The organism is Chromobacterium haemolyticum (genome assembly GCF_009936155.1).
In the GTDB taxonomy this organism is placed as follows: domain Bacteria; phylum Pseudomonadota; class Gammaproteobacteria; order Burkholderiales; family Chromobacteriaceae; genus Chromobacterium; species Chromobacterium haemolyticum.
Genome location: NZ_AP019312.1, coordinates 1103919 through 1116673 on the forward strand (window position 1 = coordinate 1103919; position 12755 = coordinate 1116673).

A 12755-nucleotide genomic window follows, 5' to 3' on the forward strand; every position below is an offset into this window, starting at 1 on the left:
TAGCCGGGCGCGCAGCGCTCGGCAATTTCTTTTTCTGAGGTGATTCATGAAGCAAGCAACCATCAACCTTCCACTTGGTAATGCCACGTTGTCGGTACCGGCTGAAGAAGCCGCGCGCATACTTATCGAGAAATTCCTTCACGAGCCGGCGGCGCGCAGCGACTCCAAGCTGCCGAGAATCGGCGAAGCCTGGCCCGGCCAGGGTGGTATCTATGCTGGCTTGATGCGTGCAGAGCACGACGCACCCGACTACCACCTGGTCGTGCCGACCGACCCGGCCTCAAACGTGCAAGAGATAGCCTGGGGCGGTTACGACCACGACGAGCCGGACGCCAAGAGTGACTTCGACGGCCTGGCCAATACCCTGGCGCTCTGCGAGTCTGAGCGTGACCACCCCGCTGCCAAGTGGGCGGCCGGCCTGGTCATCGACGGCCACGCCGACTTCTACTTGCCGGCACGTCGCGAGTTGTCCCTTTGCTACGCGAATGTTCCTGAGTTGTTTGATAAAGAGTGGCACTGGTCCAGCACGCAGTCCTCGCGCGACACCGCCTACGGGCAGACCTTCACGAATGGCACTCAGTACGGCTACGGCAAGGACAGCATATTGCGTGCACGAGCCGTCCGCAGATTGGTCAATTCAGCCATTTAACCATTTCAGCGCGGGCTCGCCCCGCGCTCATTAAACACCATGGCATTGCATACCCAACTTCCGATTTACAAGGTGACTTACGACCTACTGGCGCTGATCACCCGGCTCACAACCACGATGCCCCGCGATTTCAAGCGCTCTCTTGGTGATGAACTACGGCGTGAATGTGTTTTCCTGTCGATTTTGGTCTACCGGGCCAACGCAGCAAGGGACAAAGTGCCGCACCTAGTGGAGATGCTGGAGCGCCTGCAGGTAGTGGATCTGACTCTCCGGCTGTCTGTTGACATGCGGCTGATCTCGCGAGGGCAGTACGCCCAGGCCATCGAGCTGACGGGGAAGATGGGCAAGCAAGCCCAAGGCTGGAGGAGGCACGCCGCCGCATCGCCCGTTGGCTGATCGTCAAGGCGATCAATCCTGTGCGATTTTGAATCTGGTCGTGCCGCTGGCTCACGAGGCCACCGATATGCGCTCTAGGGATACCGCCAGCAGAAGCTGGGCAGGTCTGGCGCAGTTTCTTCGCTGATTGGCCAAACCTTCAGTGGGGCGACGTAGATAGCACGAACCGACGCAGTACTCGCGCAACAACGCATACGAACAGAACTTCAAAAATGGCAATCAGAACAACAACGACAAGAACAACAAATTGCGTGCACGAGCCGTCCGCAGATTCAAGCGTTGGCTTTTCTTTTCAGGAGTTGGTGGCAGCCTACTTCGACTGCCGCCGCTACAAACGCAATACCTCCAGCGCCCTGACTTTCGAGTCCAGACTGGAGCGGAACCTGTTCCAGCTTTACGAAGAACTAGAAGATGGAAGCTATCGGCCTGGCAGGTCAATATGCTTCGTTGTCACCAGACCGAAGCCAAGAGAAGTATGGGCGGCTGATTTTCGAGATCGTATTGTGCATCACCTGCTCTACAACAAGGTGGCGCCAAGATTTCATGCCTCTTTTATTGTTAACAGCTGCGCCTGTATACCGGGACGCGGAACGCTATACGCAGCCGAGCGACTGGAAGCAAAGGTTCGCAGTATCACGCAGAACTGGAGCCGACCGGCCTACTACCTGAAGGGGGATCTCGCCAATTTCTTTGTCAGCATTGACAAACAGGTGTTGCGCAGCTTGCTCGCCAAGAAGATACACGAGCCTTGGTGGATGTGGCTGGCCGAGATGATTCTGTTTCACGATCCGCGCCAAGATTTCGAATATCGTGGTTCGCCTGGGCTTTTGGCACGAGTTCCGCCGCATAAGCAGCTTCTAGAGCAAGCTCCGCACCTCGGTTTACCGATCGGCAACCTCAGCAGCCAGTTTTTCGCAAACGTCTACCTGAACGAACTAGACCAGTTCGCCAAACACCGTATTGGCGCGCGCCACTATATCCGCTACGTCGATGATTTTGTAATCCTGCACGAGTCACCGCAGTGGCTTAACGGCGCACTACAACAGATTGATGCTTTCTTGCCAGAAATGCTTCATGCCAGGCTGAACCCAAAGAAAACAATACTGCAGCCAATCGTCAGGGGAATAGATTTTGTCGGGCAAGTCATCAAGCCATGGCACCGGACAACGAGACGCCGCTCATTCAGGCAGGCCATATACAGGACGGCCAGTGTCTCAGCTGATCAGATTTTCGAAACAGCGAATAGCTATTTCGGACTTCTAGGCCAAGCAACTTCAAGCCACCATGACCGCGCAAAACTAGCCAACGTGCTTAGAAGACGTGGCTACTGCGTCAATCATGATTTAACCAAAATCTTTAGGAAGAAAACTCCATGACCGACGACGACCTCGCGCAGTGGCGCCGGCTCAATCCCGGCGCTCCGATCAACCAGCCACAGGCTCAGCCAAGATACTTCATTGACTGAACCGCTTTGATGGATGGCACATGGCCGCCATCAAGAGACCTTTCAATTAGAAACTTCATTTCAAGCGAGTACGCAACATCCTCCGGCATGCCTGTCACCGGGTCTGGACTGTTTAGCACGGTTGAAAGCCACTGTTGTTCTTCAGCAGATAGTTCTTCCATGGCAGCTCCTTTTTGGCGTGGTGATGAAGTATGGCAACTGGAAGTATGTGGGCAAATACGCGAAACCACGAAATTTGAGCCCAGCACTTTTGAGAAAGGATCGCAGCATGAACCCGCAACACCTGCAGGAAGCACCCGACACCGGCGCCGCCACAGCCGGCCTGAACGAAGCCCACGCAAGTGGGCTTTTTAACGCCCGCGAGGAGCCCGTATGACCTTGCAGCCAGTGGCCGCCTTGTTTGTCCGCGCCGACAGCGTCTACAAGCAGATGGTCGGCGTAGATGCTTGGGACGCAGAGCGTGATGCTATGGCGTGGCCCGGCGGCTGCCCAGTCGTGGCTCATCCTCCATGCAGAGCCTGGGGCCGGCTGCGGCAGTTTGCAAAACCCCGCTCGGGTGAAAAGGAGTTGGCGCTCTTTGCTCTGCGGCAAATCCGCCAATTCGGTGGTGTGCTTGAGCATCCGGCGGAAAGCTCACTGTGGAATGAGGCGTTTCTACCAAAGCCCGGTGAGTTTCAAGACGAGTATGGCGGCTGGAGTATTGCGGTCGAGCAGTTCCACTGGGGGCATCGCGCCGAGAAAGCGACGTGGCTCTACATCGTTGGCTGCGCGCCGCGTGACTTGCCGCCCATCCCGTTCCGCCCGGGCCGCCCAACCCACTGCGTCCGTCCCACGAAGTCTTACCCTCGGCTGCCATCCATAACTAAGGCCGAGCGCGAGCATACGCCGCCGGCGTTTGCTGAGTGGCTCGTCCAGGTCGCACAGCTCTGTGCAAAGCAGAACGAAAGGGCCGCCGCATGACCGGCCGCTGGGTCCGCACCGGCTATCGAGATGGCCGGATGGTAATTCGATGGGTCGCCGCGGCGGCCCAATTTCATTGAGAGGCACACATGGTTCAGGCTTGGATAAAAATTGTACCGGCTGACGAAATCATTGATGGCGAAGCCTACTTCTTAGCAGTTGATCGCGGAACCGGCTTGTGCCGCAGCTATATGTTCTACAGCACAGACATCAAAGGAAAAAAAATCCTCAGTTCCAAACCTGGCATTGCAATTCATGTTGCCGGAAACGAAAAGTTGAGGACGATTTTGCGAGAAAAACCTGACCACGTTGCAATTCAGATACCCGCAGACGCAGATCGACGCTGGGCGCGCCGCAAAAAAAGGACATGGAAGCGCTCTACTTAAAGCGTCAAGAAAACTACAGGGCCGCACGCGGCCCTTACTTATTGGGAGTGAGCATGAAAGAACGCCCGATTTTGTTCAGCGGCGAGATGATCCGCGCGCTGCTGGCCGGCGCCAAAACCCAGACGCGGCGGATCATCAAGCCGCAACCCGACGTAACCCAAGAGCGACTGCGAGAACTGGACGCATGGATCGATGGATTTACGCTGAGCCAGCAAGTCGATGGGGCGTGGCAACACGGATTCATCGACGCCCAATGCCCCTACGGCCAGCCCGGCGACCGGCTGATTGTTTCCAAGGGAATCCCGCACGTTGGCAGAAATTACTGCGCCGGTAGTGATGGGGTTATCTACTCGCGCGCCAGGGGGGACTGGCGACCGTTAAAAGCCCATGGCAATGCTAATGGCTACCCGTCAGTCACCATTATGGACGGCAGCCGAAAAACAACTAGAACGGTGCACTCATTAGTCTGTGAAGCATTCTACGGGGCAGCCCCATTTGACAGCGCACAAGTTCGCCATCTTGATGGCAATCCTGAAAATAGTCTTCCTGAAAATCTAGCGTGGGGTACACAGGCTGAAAATTGGCGCGACAGAAAGTTCCATGGAAATGGTATTGAGGGAGAAAAGCATCATTCCGCCAAGCTTTCCGATGTTGAGCGCGAGCACGTCAGATGGGGGATTGAGCGCGGGCTTTTCAGCCAGCGCCATGCGGCAAGAATGCTTGGCATGACCCAATCTGCCATATGCCAACTTGTATCAGGCGCAGAGCTTGAAATCATTGAGCCGAACACCCCGACAGATCGAATTCCCACCATCCTGCTGGAGATAACCGATGTCCGCGTTGAGCGGCTGCAGGACATCACCTTCGCTGACGCTCAGGACGAAGGCTGGCCGCCAATGGTCGACGGCAAGCCCAATCCTCACGACCCAATTACATGGTTCAAGCTGCTATGGGTAGAGCTCTACGGCGCCGGCAGCTGGGATGCGAACCCGTATGTGTGGCGAATTTCGTTCAAAAAAGTGGAGGCGTGAGCATGCATACACCGGAACCGTGGTGCGTGGCCGAAACCTACGACAACGATGGCCATCTGGAAACCGTCATCAGTGCCATGGGAGATCAAGCAGCCGTGGCAGTTGCGTTGGACTTCGGAGCCAACAATCCCCGAATGAGAGCCGCGAACTGCCGCCGCATCGTGGCCTGCGTCAACGCCCTGAAAGGTGTCCCGACTGAAGCGCTGGAAGACGGCGGCCAGATTCGCCTTGCCGTTGATAAGCAGGTCGCGAAGAAGCTGGCAGAGCATTCCCAACTGCTCGCCGCACTCGAAAACCTGCTGGCTACCGTAAAGGGCGACAAGCCGGGGGCGTTTTCCGATGCCGAACGCCAAGCACTGGCCGCAATTACCGCGGCAAAACTGGAGTAAGGAGGCATGACAATGCAACAGAACCTGATCGACGCCGCGCGCGCCATTGGCACCAAACCGGTGGCGGGGCGTTACTTCCTGTGCCTGTGTGGCAAATGCGGCTGGCTGGGCAGTTCCGAAGAATGCCGACTGGTTGAAGACCCTCTCTTCGGCGACGGCGAATACTTCTGCGCGGTATGTGGCGCGAGTGAGCCGGACGAGGTTGACGCCGCCGAGGCATTCAACGCCATTCTCGCCGCCACTGCCAGCCGGCACCCGGACGACGTTGCAGTCGACCGCTTCGCGCTGGCCATGAAAGCCAAGCTCGCGGACGCGCGCGCCAAGGGCCGCACCGGCTGGGACGACCCGTCGAAATGCTCCGTCGGGTACCTGGCGCAGCTGCTCGTCGACCACATCGGCAAAGACAACGCCGGCAACTTCGAGGACGTGGCCAATTTGGCGATGATGCTGCACCAGCGCGGCGCCGATCCGTCTGTGTTGGCAGAGGCGGCCCGAGAGAAGCCGGCCCCCGAGCCGGTGGCGCATGTGAAGCGCGGGACGAACGCCTCGTTTATCGACTCGACGGGCTGCAAATCCTGCTGGGAAGACCTCCCGGACGTTACTGCGCTCTACACCGCTCCGCCAGTTCCTGCATGGAAGTCATACAAGCAGGGAACGCTGGATTTTGTTTACGGCTGGAATTCATGCCGAGGCGCAATGCTGGCCGGCAAGGAGAAGCAACATGACTGAACTGGAAAAGCAGCTGCTTGAGGCGCTGAAACATATACAGGGCGAAGCCGGCATGGCTTGGGACAACGATGTGTTCTCGCCTGCCAGGGCCGCCATCGCAGCAGCCGAGGCCACCAGCCTCCAGCCCACGGTAGCGGTAGTGCCGGACTTCCCCGGGCGCGTGAGTATTGCTGATCTCGATTACGCCCAAAAGCTAAAGCCAGAATCATGGAGTGACGAGCATTTCGAGACGTGGCAACTCCTACAAGTCGCAAGTCGAAATGTTACGCGTTTGCACATTTACGCTCGTCAGTTGCGCGCCATGCTCGAAGCTGCGCACGCAACCGTCAAGGATTCCTTGATAGTTCAGCAAGCGCATGCCGTGCCGGATGGGTTTGTCCTGGTACAGCGTAGCCCCGACAAGGCCGTGTGCCTTGATGGTGGCCGGTTTCACGGCTGGCTGATGTACCGGCACCCTGATGGGCAATTTGTCTCAGAACGGAAGTTGCAGCCGTGGGAGGTCAAGGAGGCCGGCGCGCGCCTGGCGGCCGAGGCGCAGGAAGGCGGTGCCGAATGAAGCTCAAACTCGGTGACAAGGTAGTGACACGGCTGCCGCCGGTTGAGTTCGACACTGGCTACGACTCCCTGCACTCCAAAGTCTTTGCCGCCGGCCGGCGGTACGCGCTCAGCGGAGGAAGCATTAGCAATTGCCCCTGGTCCAGCGGCGTCACTGCTGAATGGTGGCGCGCAGGGTTTTCGAGCGCAGAAGCGAAAGGGGCGAGTGATGGCGTGCGAGCACTGCACCGCGCCGAATGGTGACGTTGGCTACCCGTACTACGGCCACGCCCCGCACGTCCACACGCAGCCGGTGGGCGGCACCGTCTTTGTCGGCGAGCCGCCGGCCAACTTCATCCCGGACCCGGACGCGCCGGGCTTGGGTACTTGGTATTGCCCGAGCTGCAAAGAAGGCATGCCAGCATATGAGATGGACGCGGAGCAGCGACTGGAACAGCTCCTTACAACGCTGGAGAGTGCCGGCGAAACCATAGACACATGGCCGGCATGGAAGCAGGCGCTCGTGGCCAGCCGAAGCGGAGAGGATGGAAACAATGGACGCTGAACTGAAGAGACTGCTTGAACTGTCGGCCAAGGCCATGGAAGTCGACGGTCTTGCTTGGGTTAGTAGCTGTCAGAGCTTCTACTTTGACGATCCTGTAACTGGTCGCGAAGCATGGAGACCCGATGATCGCGACGGCCAGAGCCGGCGATTGCAGGTCAAGCTGCAGATCGACACCAGGCAAGGGGACAAGGAGATCAAGGCCTTCAATGGTTGCTACTGCTGCGCCGTGGTCAAGATTGGAGACGATGCGGCAGCGGCCATGCGGCGCGCAGTGCTTGAAGTGGCTGCCCAAGTGGGGGAGGTGCTGGCATGAACCCAGTTATCTTGCAGCCGGCAGTCTTAGTCAATGGCGTGCAGTGGAAGCTGTTTGGCGTCGAGTTCGGGACGGCTGACGGCAAGTTCGTCACCTGGATTTACGCCGTTGACCACGGGCACGCGGCGCTGATCCTGGACGAGATGAAGGCCACGGCGAAAGTTTTAGGCGAATTCGGCGGCGCGATTAACGCGGGCTGACGAGAAAGGATAGCAATGATCACCAAGGAACAACTGGCCGAGCTGGCCAGTCTGGCGCGCGCGGCTACGCCCGGGCCGTGGAAAACAGGAAAACGTCGGCAAGTTGTGGGGCCATATGATGTCTGCGTCGATACCGACATCGGGCCCAAAGTACTGCTGTCCGGCAACTCGAACTTCATTGCGGATGGCGAGCGAGACGCGGCTTTTGCTGCAGCAGCCAACCCCGCCACGGTCCTGGCGCTGACCGCGCGCATCGCCGAGCTGGAGCAGGACGCGGCGCGGTATCGGGCTGTGCGTGCCGAACTCATATCGGATGAAGATCGGTATGAGGTTGAGGATGCGATTCAGTCGATGCTGGCAAAGGTATGCCGAGAACGCGGTGATGATGCATTCCCAACGGAGGCGGAGTTCGATGTTGCCATCGACGCCGCGATGATGATCCAGGGCTGCTCCAGTGGCTGACCCGCAACCGCCCATCTACCGCTACACCCAGCGCCGTGGCGCTGAGGTCATCTACCTGGGCCCGGAGCGGCCTGAGCCGACGCCCGGAACGAGCTGCACCCGTAGCGAGTGGCTGCCGGACAAAATGGCGGAGTGGGGCGGCCGGTGGGCCGATCCGGAGATTGTTTTTTAGGGCTGCCCGAGGGCGGCCCTTCATCATTTATATAGAAAAGGAATTGCAATGAATACCAACCTGAAACGCACAATCCGCCGCGACGAACTGCGCAAAATGGTCCCGCTGGCTGACTCGACTATCTACGAGATGGAGCGCCGCGGAGAGTTCCCGAAGCGCTTCCCGCTTACCGCCCGCTGCGTGGTCTGGGATTATGACGAGGTGGTGGACTGGATTCAGGCGCGCAAAGAGGCCGCCAACGACGCAGAAAAGGTTCCCGGGCCGGATGTCCACCAGCGCAAGACACGGCCCACCAAGAAGGCCGCATGAGCCTACATCGTGGGCGGCAGGAGCGAAGGCTTGTATTGTTTTCCTGCGATCCAGCCGTCCACCATGCTTGCCCACTCCTGCAGCATATGCTGCCGCTGCACAGAGTATTCCGCCTTGTTGTACACCGCGCGCACCCCTTTCTGCTCGTGCGCCAGACACTTCTCGATCCAATCGCTATTGAATCCCGCCTCATGGAGGAGCGACGAGCCAGTCCGCCGCAGGTCGTGGACAGAAAACGGCTCCAGCGCCAGGCCCTGCGCCTGCGCCCGCTCCACCGTCACATCAATGACCCGGTTCAGGGTGGAATTCGACATTCCCTTATCCCCTTCATAGCGCGACGGCAGAATGAACTTCGAGCCGCCGGCGCACGTCTTGAGCGCCACCATGATGTCGAAGGCCTGCTGGGCCAGGTAGACGTTATGCGGCCGGCGCGCCTTCATCCTGCCCGCCGGGATGGTCCACACCGCATCTGTAAAATTCACCTCGTCCCACGTCGCATTGAGCAGTTCGCTCTTGCGCACCATCGTGAGCAGTACCAGCTTGAGCGCCAGGCGGATAGTCGGCAGTGTGCTGACGTTCTCCAACTGTGCGAAGAAGATCTGGATCTCGTCCGGAGATAGTGCGCGATCCTTTGGCTTGAATGTTGCGATCGACGACGCGCTGACGGTATCGGCCGGGTTCACAACTTTCTGCCCCTTTCCGATGGCCCAGCGGTAAATCTGCTGGACGATCTCGCGCGCGTGTACGGCCGTCGCCGGCGCGCCGCGCTCCTTTATCTTGTCGCACAGGTCGCGCAGGTCTTCGTCGCTGATCTCGCTGAGCTTCCGATTCTTGAATGTTGGCAGGATGTCGCGGTTCAGGATGCTCTCGCGCATGGCCTTGGTGCTCTCGGCCATGGCGTAATCTTCCAGCCAAGCGACGGTAAACTCGCCGAAGGTCTTGGCGGCCCGTTCTTGCTTTTTGCCGCGCTGCTTTTCCTTGGCCGGCGACTTTCCGGCGGCGATGTCCTTCTTGGCCTCGATCAGGGCCTCGCGCGCGGCGGCCAGGGTGATGCCGGCCGGCCCATATCGGCCAATGGTCAGGGTTTCGCGACGGTTGTTCAGACGGTAGTCGTAACGGAATGTGATGGTGCCGGCAGGAGACACGGCTACATAGAGGCCGTCGCGGTCGGCGACCTTGTAAAGCTTGTCCTGTGGCTTGAGATTCTTCAGCTTGGTATCTGTCAGCACGGTTACCGTCTCCGGGGGCAGGTTTTTACCGTCATCGCCAGGGCTGGCGGTAAAACCGCTAAAAGCCGCGCCAGTGCTGAATATCAGCCTGATTTATACCGTCAAAATGCGCTTTGCGCTGTGACGGTATGGTGTTTTGAGTCGATGAAACGGATAGGGAATACCGTCAAGAATACCGGTAAAAAATTCCGTCTTCAATCGATAGTTGTCGAAAGCAGAAAAGAGAAAGCCCCGAGCTAATACCCGGGGCTGCTGATTTTTACGATAGCTGCTGAATGTCAGCGACTAATGCAATATTATTCCCACTCGATGGTGGCCGGCGGTTTGCCGGACACGTCGTAAACCACGCGGTTGATGCCCTTCACCTCATTGATGATGCGGTTGGAGGCGCGGCCCAGCAGGTTGTAAGGCAGTTCCGCCCAGTGGGCGGTCATGAAGTCGCTGGTGACCACGGCGCGCAGCGCGACGACATAATCGTAAGTGCGGCCGTCGCCCATTACGCCAACGGATTTCACCGGCAGGAACACGGCGAAGGCCTGGCTGGTCAGCTCGTACCAGTTCTTGCCGGTTTTCTCGTCCACGGTATTGCGCAGTTCTTCGATGAAGATGGCATCAGCCTGGCGCAGCAGGTCGGCGTATTCTTTCTTCACTTCGCCAAGGATGCGCACGCCAAGGCCCGGGCCCGGGAAGGGGTGACGGTAGACCATGTCGTGCGGCAGGCCGAGCGCGACGCCCAACTGGCGAACTTCGTCCTTGAACAGCTCGCGCAGCGGCTCCAGCAGTTTGAGGTTCATGTCTTCCGGCAGGCCGCCCACATTGTGGTGGCTCTTGATGGTGTGGGCTTTCTTGGTCTTGGCGCCGGCGGATTCGATCACATCCGGGTAGATAGTGCCTTGAGCCAGCCATTTGGCGTTGGTCAGCTTGCCGGATTCGCGGTCGAACACCTCAATGAATTCCGCGCCGATGATCTTGCGCTTCTTCTCTGGATCGCTTTCGCCGGCGAGCTTGCTCATGAAGTCGGCTTCCGCCTGCACATGCACTACTTTCACGCCCAGGTTCTGCGCGAACATTTCCATCACCATCTTGCCTTCATTCAGGCGTAGCAGGCCGTGATCGACGAAAACGCAGGTCAGCTGATTGCCGATGGCGCGGTGGATCAGTGCGGCGGCTACGGAGGAGTCCACGCCACCGGACAGGCCGAGGATGACTTCTTCGTCGCCCACTTGTTCGCGGATTTTCTTCACCGCTTCGTCGATGTAGTTGGGCATGGTCCAACTGGGTTTGCAGCCCGCTACGTGCAGCACAAAGCGGTGGATCATCTCGGTGCCGCGTTTGGTATGTGTCACTTCCGGATGGAACTGCACGCCGTAGAAGCCGCGGGCTTCGTCCGCCATCGCCGCATACGGGCAGGACGGGGTTTCGGCGATCACCTGGAAGCCGGCCGGCAGCGCGGTCACCTTGTCGCCGTGGCTCATCCATACGTCGAGGAAGCCGTTGCCGGCGTCGTCGATCTGATCCTGCAGGCCTTCCAGCAGCTTGGAGTGGTGGCGCGCCTTGATCTGGGCGTAGCCGAACTCGCGTTTGTCGCCGCTTTCCACCTTGCCGCCCAGGGTCTGGGCCATGAACTGCATGCCGTAGCAGATGCCCAGCACTGGAACGCCGAGTTCGAATAGCGCCGGATCTGCTTGGTAGTCGGATTCGTACACCGAGTTCGGGCCGCCGGAGAGGATGATGGCTTTGGGCGCGAATGCGCGGATTTCTTCAAGCGGCATGTCAAACGAATGAAGCTCACAGTAAACGTGAGCTTCGCGTACGCGGCGGGCAATCAGCTGGGTGACCTGAGAGCCGAAATCGAGAATGAGGACTTTGTCCATGCCTATCCTTCAGGAAATGTTGTGGGCCGTGCGGCCATGATGATTGAGATTGTGTCGCAGGAGGTTGAGCGCGCGGCGGCGCGGGCCTGCTTTCATTGTTCGCCGTCCCTCGACGGCAGTCGGAATCTGCGGCTGCGTTCCGGTATATGCTCGCTGCGGGCCAGCAGCATCAGCAGGCCGGCGACGATCATGCCGAAGGACAGCAGATGGCTGGGGCGCAGGCCCAGATTGTCGTAGAGATAGATCGCGCCGCCGGCGTAGACCAGCAGCGGGCTGGTGACCAGGGTGGATTTGTTGAAGCCGTCCACGATGAACAACAAGACTCCGGCGGCGGCCAGAAGCAAGGCGAGCAGGGTGGATGTGTTGGGCAGCAGCGAGGTGCTTTTCAGAAACCAGACCGATCCCAGGCAAATCAGCACGATGGGCAAGGCCGCGCTGCGGTTCATCAGGCGGCTCCACGCTGGTTTTTCATGAAGCGCTGTTTCTCGCGCTGCCATTCGCGGTCTTTTTCAGTGTCGCGCTTGTCGTGCAGCTTCTTGCCTTTGGCCAGCCCCACTTCCGCCTTGATGTTGCCGCGGGTGTAGTGCAGGTCCAGCGCCATCATGGTGTAGCCGGCGCGTTCCACCTTGCCGATGAAGCGGTTGATCTGTTCTTGGGACAGCAACAGTTTACGCGGACGAACCGGGTCGGCTTTGACGTGGGTGGACGCGGATTGCAGTGGCGTGATGTGGCAGCCGATCAGCCAGAACGCGCCGTTTTTCCAATCCACGTAGCTTTCCTTCAGTTGGACGCGGCCGGCGCGGATGGCCTTGACCTCCCAACCTTCCAGCACGAGCCCGGCTTCGAGCTTTTCCTCGATGAAGTAGTCGTGGAAGGCCTTGCGGTTCTGGATGATGCTCATGTCGCCTACGGGATGTTTTTTGAATGAATCCTCTATTGTATCAGAAGCAGCCGGCTTGCCAAAGCCATGAAAACACAGCGCTTTGACGCGAAGCCGGGATGAGGCCGGGTAGGGCGCGCCGGATTTTGTTAAACTTGCGGTTTTTACCGATGCTGACAATTTCCCGGCCAGGGATGGGGCAGCGGAGACGA

At 58.9% G+C, this 12755-nt stretch carries 20 protein-coding genes; 15 read left to right on the plus strand and 5 right to left on the minus strand.

All coding sequences use genetic code 11. The features are described 5' to 3' along the window. Window positions 1–46 precede the first annotated feature (46 nt). The 3 genes from GYH29_RS05180 to GYH29_RS05190 all read left to right on the plus strand — a co-directional run bounded on the left by GYH29_RS05180 (window position 47) and on the right by GYH29_RS05190 (window position 2421). Window positions 47–649, plus strand: a complete 603-nt coding sequence (locus tag GYH29_RS05180) for a DUF1566 domain-containing protein (protein WP_161523308.1) — start codon at window positions 47–49, stop codon at window positions 647–649. Between the two features lie 39 nt (window positions 650–688). After that, on the plus strand, window positions 689–1045 hold the full coding sequence (locus tag GYH29_RS05185; RefSeq protein WP_161523309.1) for a four helix bundle protein: 357 nt from the start codon (window positions 689–691) through the stop codon (window positions 1043–1045). Between the two features lie 212 nt (window positions 1046–1257). Next, window positions 1258–2421: an RNA-directed DNA polymerase gene (locus tag GYH29_RS05190; RefSeq protein ID WP_161523310.1), complete on the plus strand. Its 1164-nt coding sequence runs from the start codon at window positions 1258–1260 to the stop codon at window positions 2419–2421. A gap of 64 nt (window positions 2422–2485) precedes the next feature. Here GYH29_RS05190 and GYH29_RS05195 read toward each other — a convergent pair whose 3' ends face one another. Next, window positions 2486–2671, minus strand: a complete 186-nt coding sequence (locus tag GYH29_RS05195; protein WP_161523311.1) for a hypothetical protein — start codon at window positions 2669–2671, stop codon at window positions 2486–2488. A gap of 211 nt (window positions 2672–2882) precedes the next feature. Between GYH29_RS05195 and GYH29_RS05200 the strand changes: the two genes are divergently transcribed. From GYH29_RS05200 to GYH29_RS05255, 12 genes are all read left to right on the plus strand, one after another. Beyond that, on the plus strand, window positions 2883–3470 hold the full coding sequence (locus GYH29_RS05200) for a hypothetical protein (protein ID WP_198001583.1): 588 nt from the start codon (window positions 2883–2885) through the stop codon (window positions 3468–3470). Window positions 3471–3559: 89 nt separating this feature from the next. Beyond that, a complete protein-coding gene (locus GYH29_RS05205) occupies window positions 3560–3856 on the plus strand; it encodes a hypothetical protein (RefSeq protein WP_161523312.1) in 297 nt (98 codons plus the stop codon). Window positions 3857–3909: 53 nt separating this feature from the next. Beyond that, the gene (locus GYH29_RS05210; protein ID WP_161523313.1) at window positions 3910–4887 is read left to right on the plus strand and encodes an HNH endonuclease; all 978 of its coding nucleotides are present in this window, start codon (window positions 3910–3912) and stop codon (window positions 4885–4887) included. 2 nt (window positions 4888–4889) lie between these two features. Beyond that, window positions 4890–5276 carry a hypothetical protein gene (locus tag GYH29_RS05215; protein ID WP_161523314.1) on the plus strand — a complete coding sequence of 129 codons (387 nt, stop codon included), beginning with the start codon at window positions 4890–4892 and terminating at the stop codon, window positions 5274–5276. A gap of 12 nt (window positions 5277–5288) precedes the next feature. Continuing rightward, window positions 5289–6005: a hypothetical protein gene (locus GYH29_RS05220; protein ID WP_161523315.1), complete on the plus strand. Its 717-nt coding sequence runs from the start codon at window positions 5289–5291 to the stop codon at window positions 6003–6005. Further along, window positions 5998–6561 carry a hypothetical protein gene (locus GYH29_RS05225; RefSeq protein ID WP_161523316.1) on the plus strand — a complete coding sequence of 188 codons (564 nt, stop codon included), beginning with the start codon at window positions 5998–6000 and terminating at the stop codon, window positions 6559–6561. The genes GYH29_RS05220 and GYH29_RS05225 overlap by 8 nt, the downstream gene beginning before the upstream one ends. Further along, a complete protein-coding gene (locus GYH29_RS05230; RefSeq protein ID WP_161523317.1) occupies window positions 6558–6803 on the plus strand; it encodes a hypothetical protein in 246 nt (81 codons plus the stop codon). Before GYH29_RS05225 ends, GYH29_RS05230 begins: the two co-directional genes overlap by 4 nt. After that, entirely contained in the window at window positions 6769–7104 is a 336-nt protein-coding gene (locus GYH29_RS05235; protein WP_161523318.1) for a hypothetical protein, read from the plus strand. The genes GYH29_RS05230 and GYH29_RS05235 overlap by 35 nt, the downstream gene beginning before the upstream one ends. Then, a complete protein-coding gene (locus GYH29_RS05240) occupies window positions 7094–7417 on the plus strand; it encodes a hypothetical protein (RefSeq protein WP_161523319.1) in 324 nt (107 codons plus the stop codon). Before GYH29_RS05235 ends, GYH29_RS05240 begins: the two co-directional genes overlap by 11 nt. Further along, window positions 7414–7617 carry a hypothetical protein gene (locus GYH29_RS05245; RefSeq protein WP_161523320.1) on the plus strand — a complete coding sequence of 68 codons (204 nt, stop codon included), beginning with the start codon at window positions 7414–7416 and terminating at the stop codon, window positions 7615–7617. The genes GYH29_RS05240 and GYH29_RS05245 overlap by 4 nt, the downstream gene beginning before the upstream one ends. Before the next feature lie 15 nt (window positions 7618–7632). Continuing rightward, on the plus strand, window positions 7633–8079 hold the full coding sequence (locus GYH29_RS05250; RefSeq protein WP_161523321.1) for a hypothetical protein: 447 nt from the start codon (window positions 7633–7635) through the stop codon (window positions 8077–8079). Window positions 8080–8299: 220 nt separating this feature from the next. Further along, the gene (locus GYH29_RS05255; RefSeq protein WP_161523322.1) at window positions 8300–8560 is read left to right on the plus strand and encodes a helix-turn-helix transcriptional regulator; all 261 of its coding nucleotides are present in this window, start codon (window positions 8300–8302) and stop codon (window positions 8558–8560) included. 2 nt (window positions 8561–8562) lie between these two features. Here the strand turns inward: GYH29_RS05255 and GYH29_RS05260 are convergent, their stop codons facing one another. The 4 genes from GYH29_RS05260 to smpB all read right to left on the minus strand — a co-directional run bounded on the left by GYH29_RS05260 (window position 8563) and on the right by smpB (window position 12564). Beyond that, window positions 8563–9789, minus strand: coding sequence for a tyrosine-type recombinase/integrase (locus GYH29_RS05260; protein ID WP_161523323.1), 1227 nt, complete (start codon window positions 9787–9789; stop codon window positions 8563–8565). Window positions 9790–10085: 296 nt separating this feature from the next. Beyond that, window positions 10086–11669 carry a glutamine-hydrolyzing GMP synthase gene (gene guaA, locus GYH29_RS05265; RefSeq protein ID WP_085951926.1) on the minus strand — a complete coding sequence of 528 codons (1584 nt, stop codon included), beginning with the start codon at window positions 11667–11669 and terminating at the stop codon, window positions 10086–10088. Window positions 11670–11755: 86 nt separating this feature from the next. Beyond that, entirely contained in the window at window positions 11756–12109 is a 354-nt protein-coding gene (locus GYH29_RS05270) for a hypothetical protein (protein ID WP_019103541.1), read from the minus strand. Next, window positions 12109–12564 carry an SsrA-binding protein SmpB gene (gene smpB / locus GYH29_RS05275; RefSeq protein ID WP_019103542.1) on the minus strand — a complete coding sequence of 152 codons (456 nt, stop codon included), beginning with the start codon at window positions 12562–12564 and terminating at the stop codon, window positions 12109–12111. The genes GYH29_RS05270 and smpB overlap by 1 nt, the downstream gene beginning before the upstream one ends. Window positions 12565–12755: the final 191 nt, after the last annotated feature.

What these genes read in the sequence shown, in the direction of transcription:
- GYH29_RS05180 (WP_161523308.1), top strand. Translation starts at nt 47, where the DNA reads ATGAAGCAAGCAACCATCAACCTTCCACTTGGTAATGCCACGTTGTCG.
- GYH29_RS05185 (WP_161523309.1), top strand. Translation starts at nt 689, where the DNA reads ATGGCATTGCATACCCAACTTCCGATTTACAAGGTGACTTACGACCTA.
- GYH29_RS05190 (WP_161523310.1), top strand. Translation starts at nt 1,258, where the DNA reads ATGGCAATCAGAACAACAACGACAAGAACAACAAATTGCGTGCACGAG.
- GYH29_RS05195 (WP_161523311.1), bottom strand. Translation starts at nt 2,671, where the DNA reads ATGGAAGAACTATCTGCTGAAGAACAACAGTGGCTTTCAACCGTGCTA.
- GYH29_RS05200 (WP_198001583.1), top strand. Translation starts at nt 2,883, where the DNA reads ATGACCTTGCAGCCAGTGGCCGCCTTGTTTGTCCGCGCCGACAGCGTC.
- GYH29_RS05205 (WP_161523312.1), top strand. Translation starts at nt 3,560, where the DNA reads ATGGTTCAGGCTTGGATAAAAATTGTACCGGCTGACGAAATCATTGAT.
- GYH29_RS05210 (WP_161523313.1), top strand. Translation starts at nt 3,910, where the DNA reads ATGAAAGAACGCCCGATTTTGTTCAGCGGCGAGATGATCCGCGCGCTG.
- GYH29_RS05215 (WP_161523314.1), top strand. Translation starts at nt 4,890, where the DNA reads ATGCATACACCGGAACCGTGGTGCGTGGCCGAAACCTACGACAACGAT.
- GYH29_RS05220 (WP_161523315.1), top strand. Translation starts at nt 5,289, where the DNA reads ATGCAACAGAACCTGATCGACGCCGCGCGCGCCATTGGCACCAAACCG.
- GYH29_RS05225 (WP_161523316.1), top strand. Translation starts at nt 5,998, where the DNA reads ATGACTGAACTGGAAAAGCAGCTGCTTGAGGCGCTGAAACATATACAG.
- GYH29_RS05230 (WP_161523317.1), top strand. Translation starts at nt 6,558, where the DNA reads ATGAAGCTCAAACTCGGTGACAAGGTAGTGACACGGCTGCCGCCGGTT.
- GYH29_RS05235 (WP_161523318.1), top strand. Translation starts at nt 6,769, where the DNA reads ATGGCGTGCGAGCACTGCACCGCGCCGAATGGTGACGTTGGCTACCCG.
- GYH29_RS05240 (WP_161523319.1), top strand. Translation starts at nt 7,094, where the DNA reads ATGGACGCTGAACTGAAGAGACTGCTTGAACTGTCGGCCAAGGCCATG.
- GYH29_RS05245 (WP_161523320.1), top strand. Translation starts at nt 7,414, where the DNA reads ATGAACCCAGTTATCTTGCAGCCGGCAGTCTTAGTCAATGGCGTGCAG.
- GYH29_RS05250 (WP_161523321.1), top strand. Translation starts at nt 7,633, where the DNA reads ATGATCACCAAGGAACAACTGGCCGAGCTGGCCAGTCTGGCGCGCGCG.
- GYH29_RS05255 (WP_161523322.1), top strand. Translation starts at nt 8,300, where the DNA reads ATGAATACCAACCTGAAACGCACAATCCGCCGCGACGAACTGCGCAAA.
- GYH29_RS05270 (WP_019103541.1), bottom strand. Translation starts at nt 12,109, where the DNA reads ATGAACCGCAGCGCGGCCTTGCCCATCGTGCTGATTTGCCTGGGATCG.
- smpB (WP_019103542.1), bottom strand. Translation starts at nt 12,564, where the DNA reads ATGAGCATCATCCAGAACCGCAAGGCCTTCCACGACTACTTCATCGAG.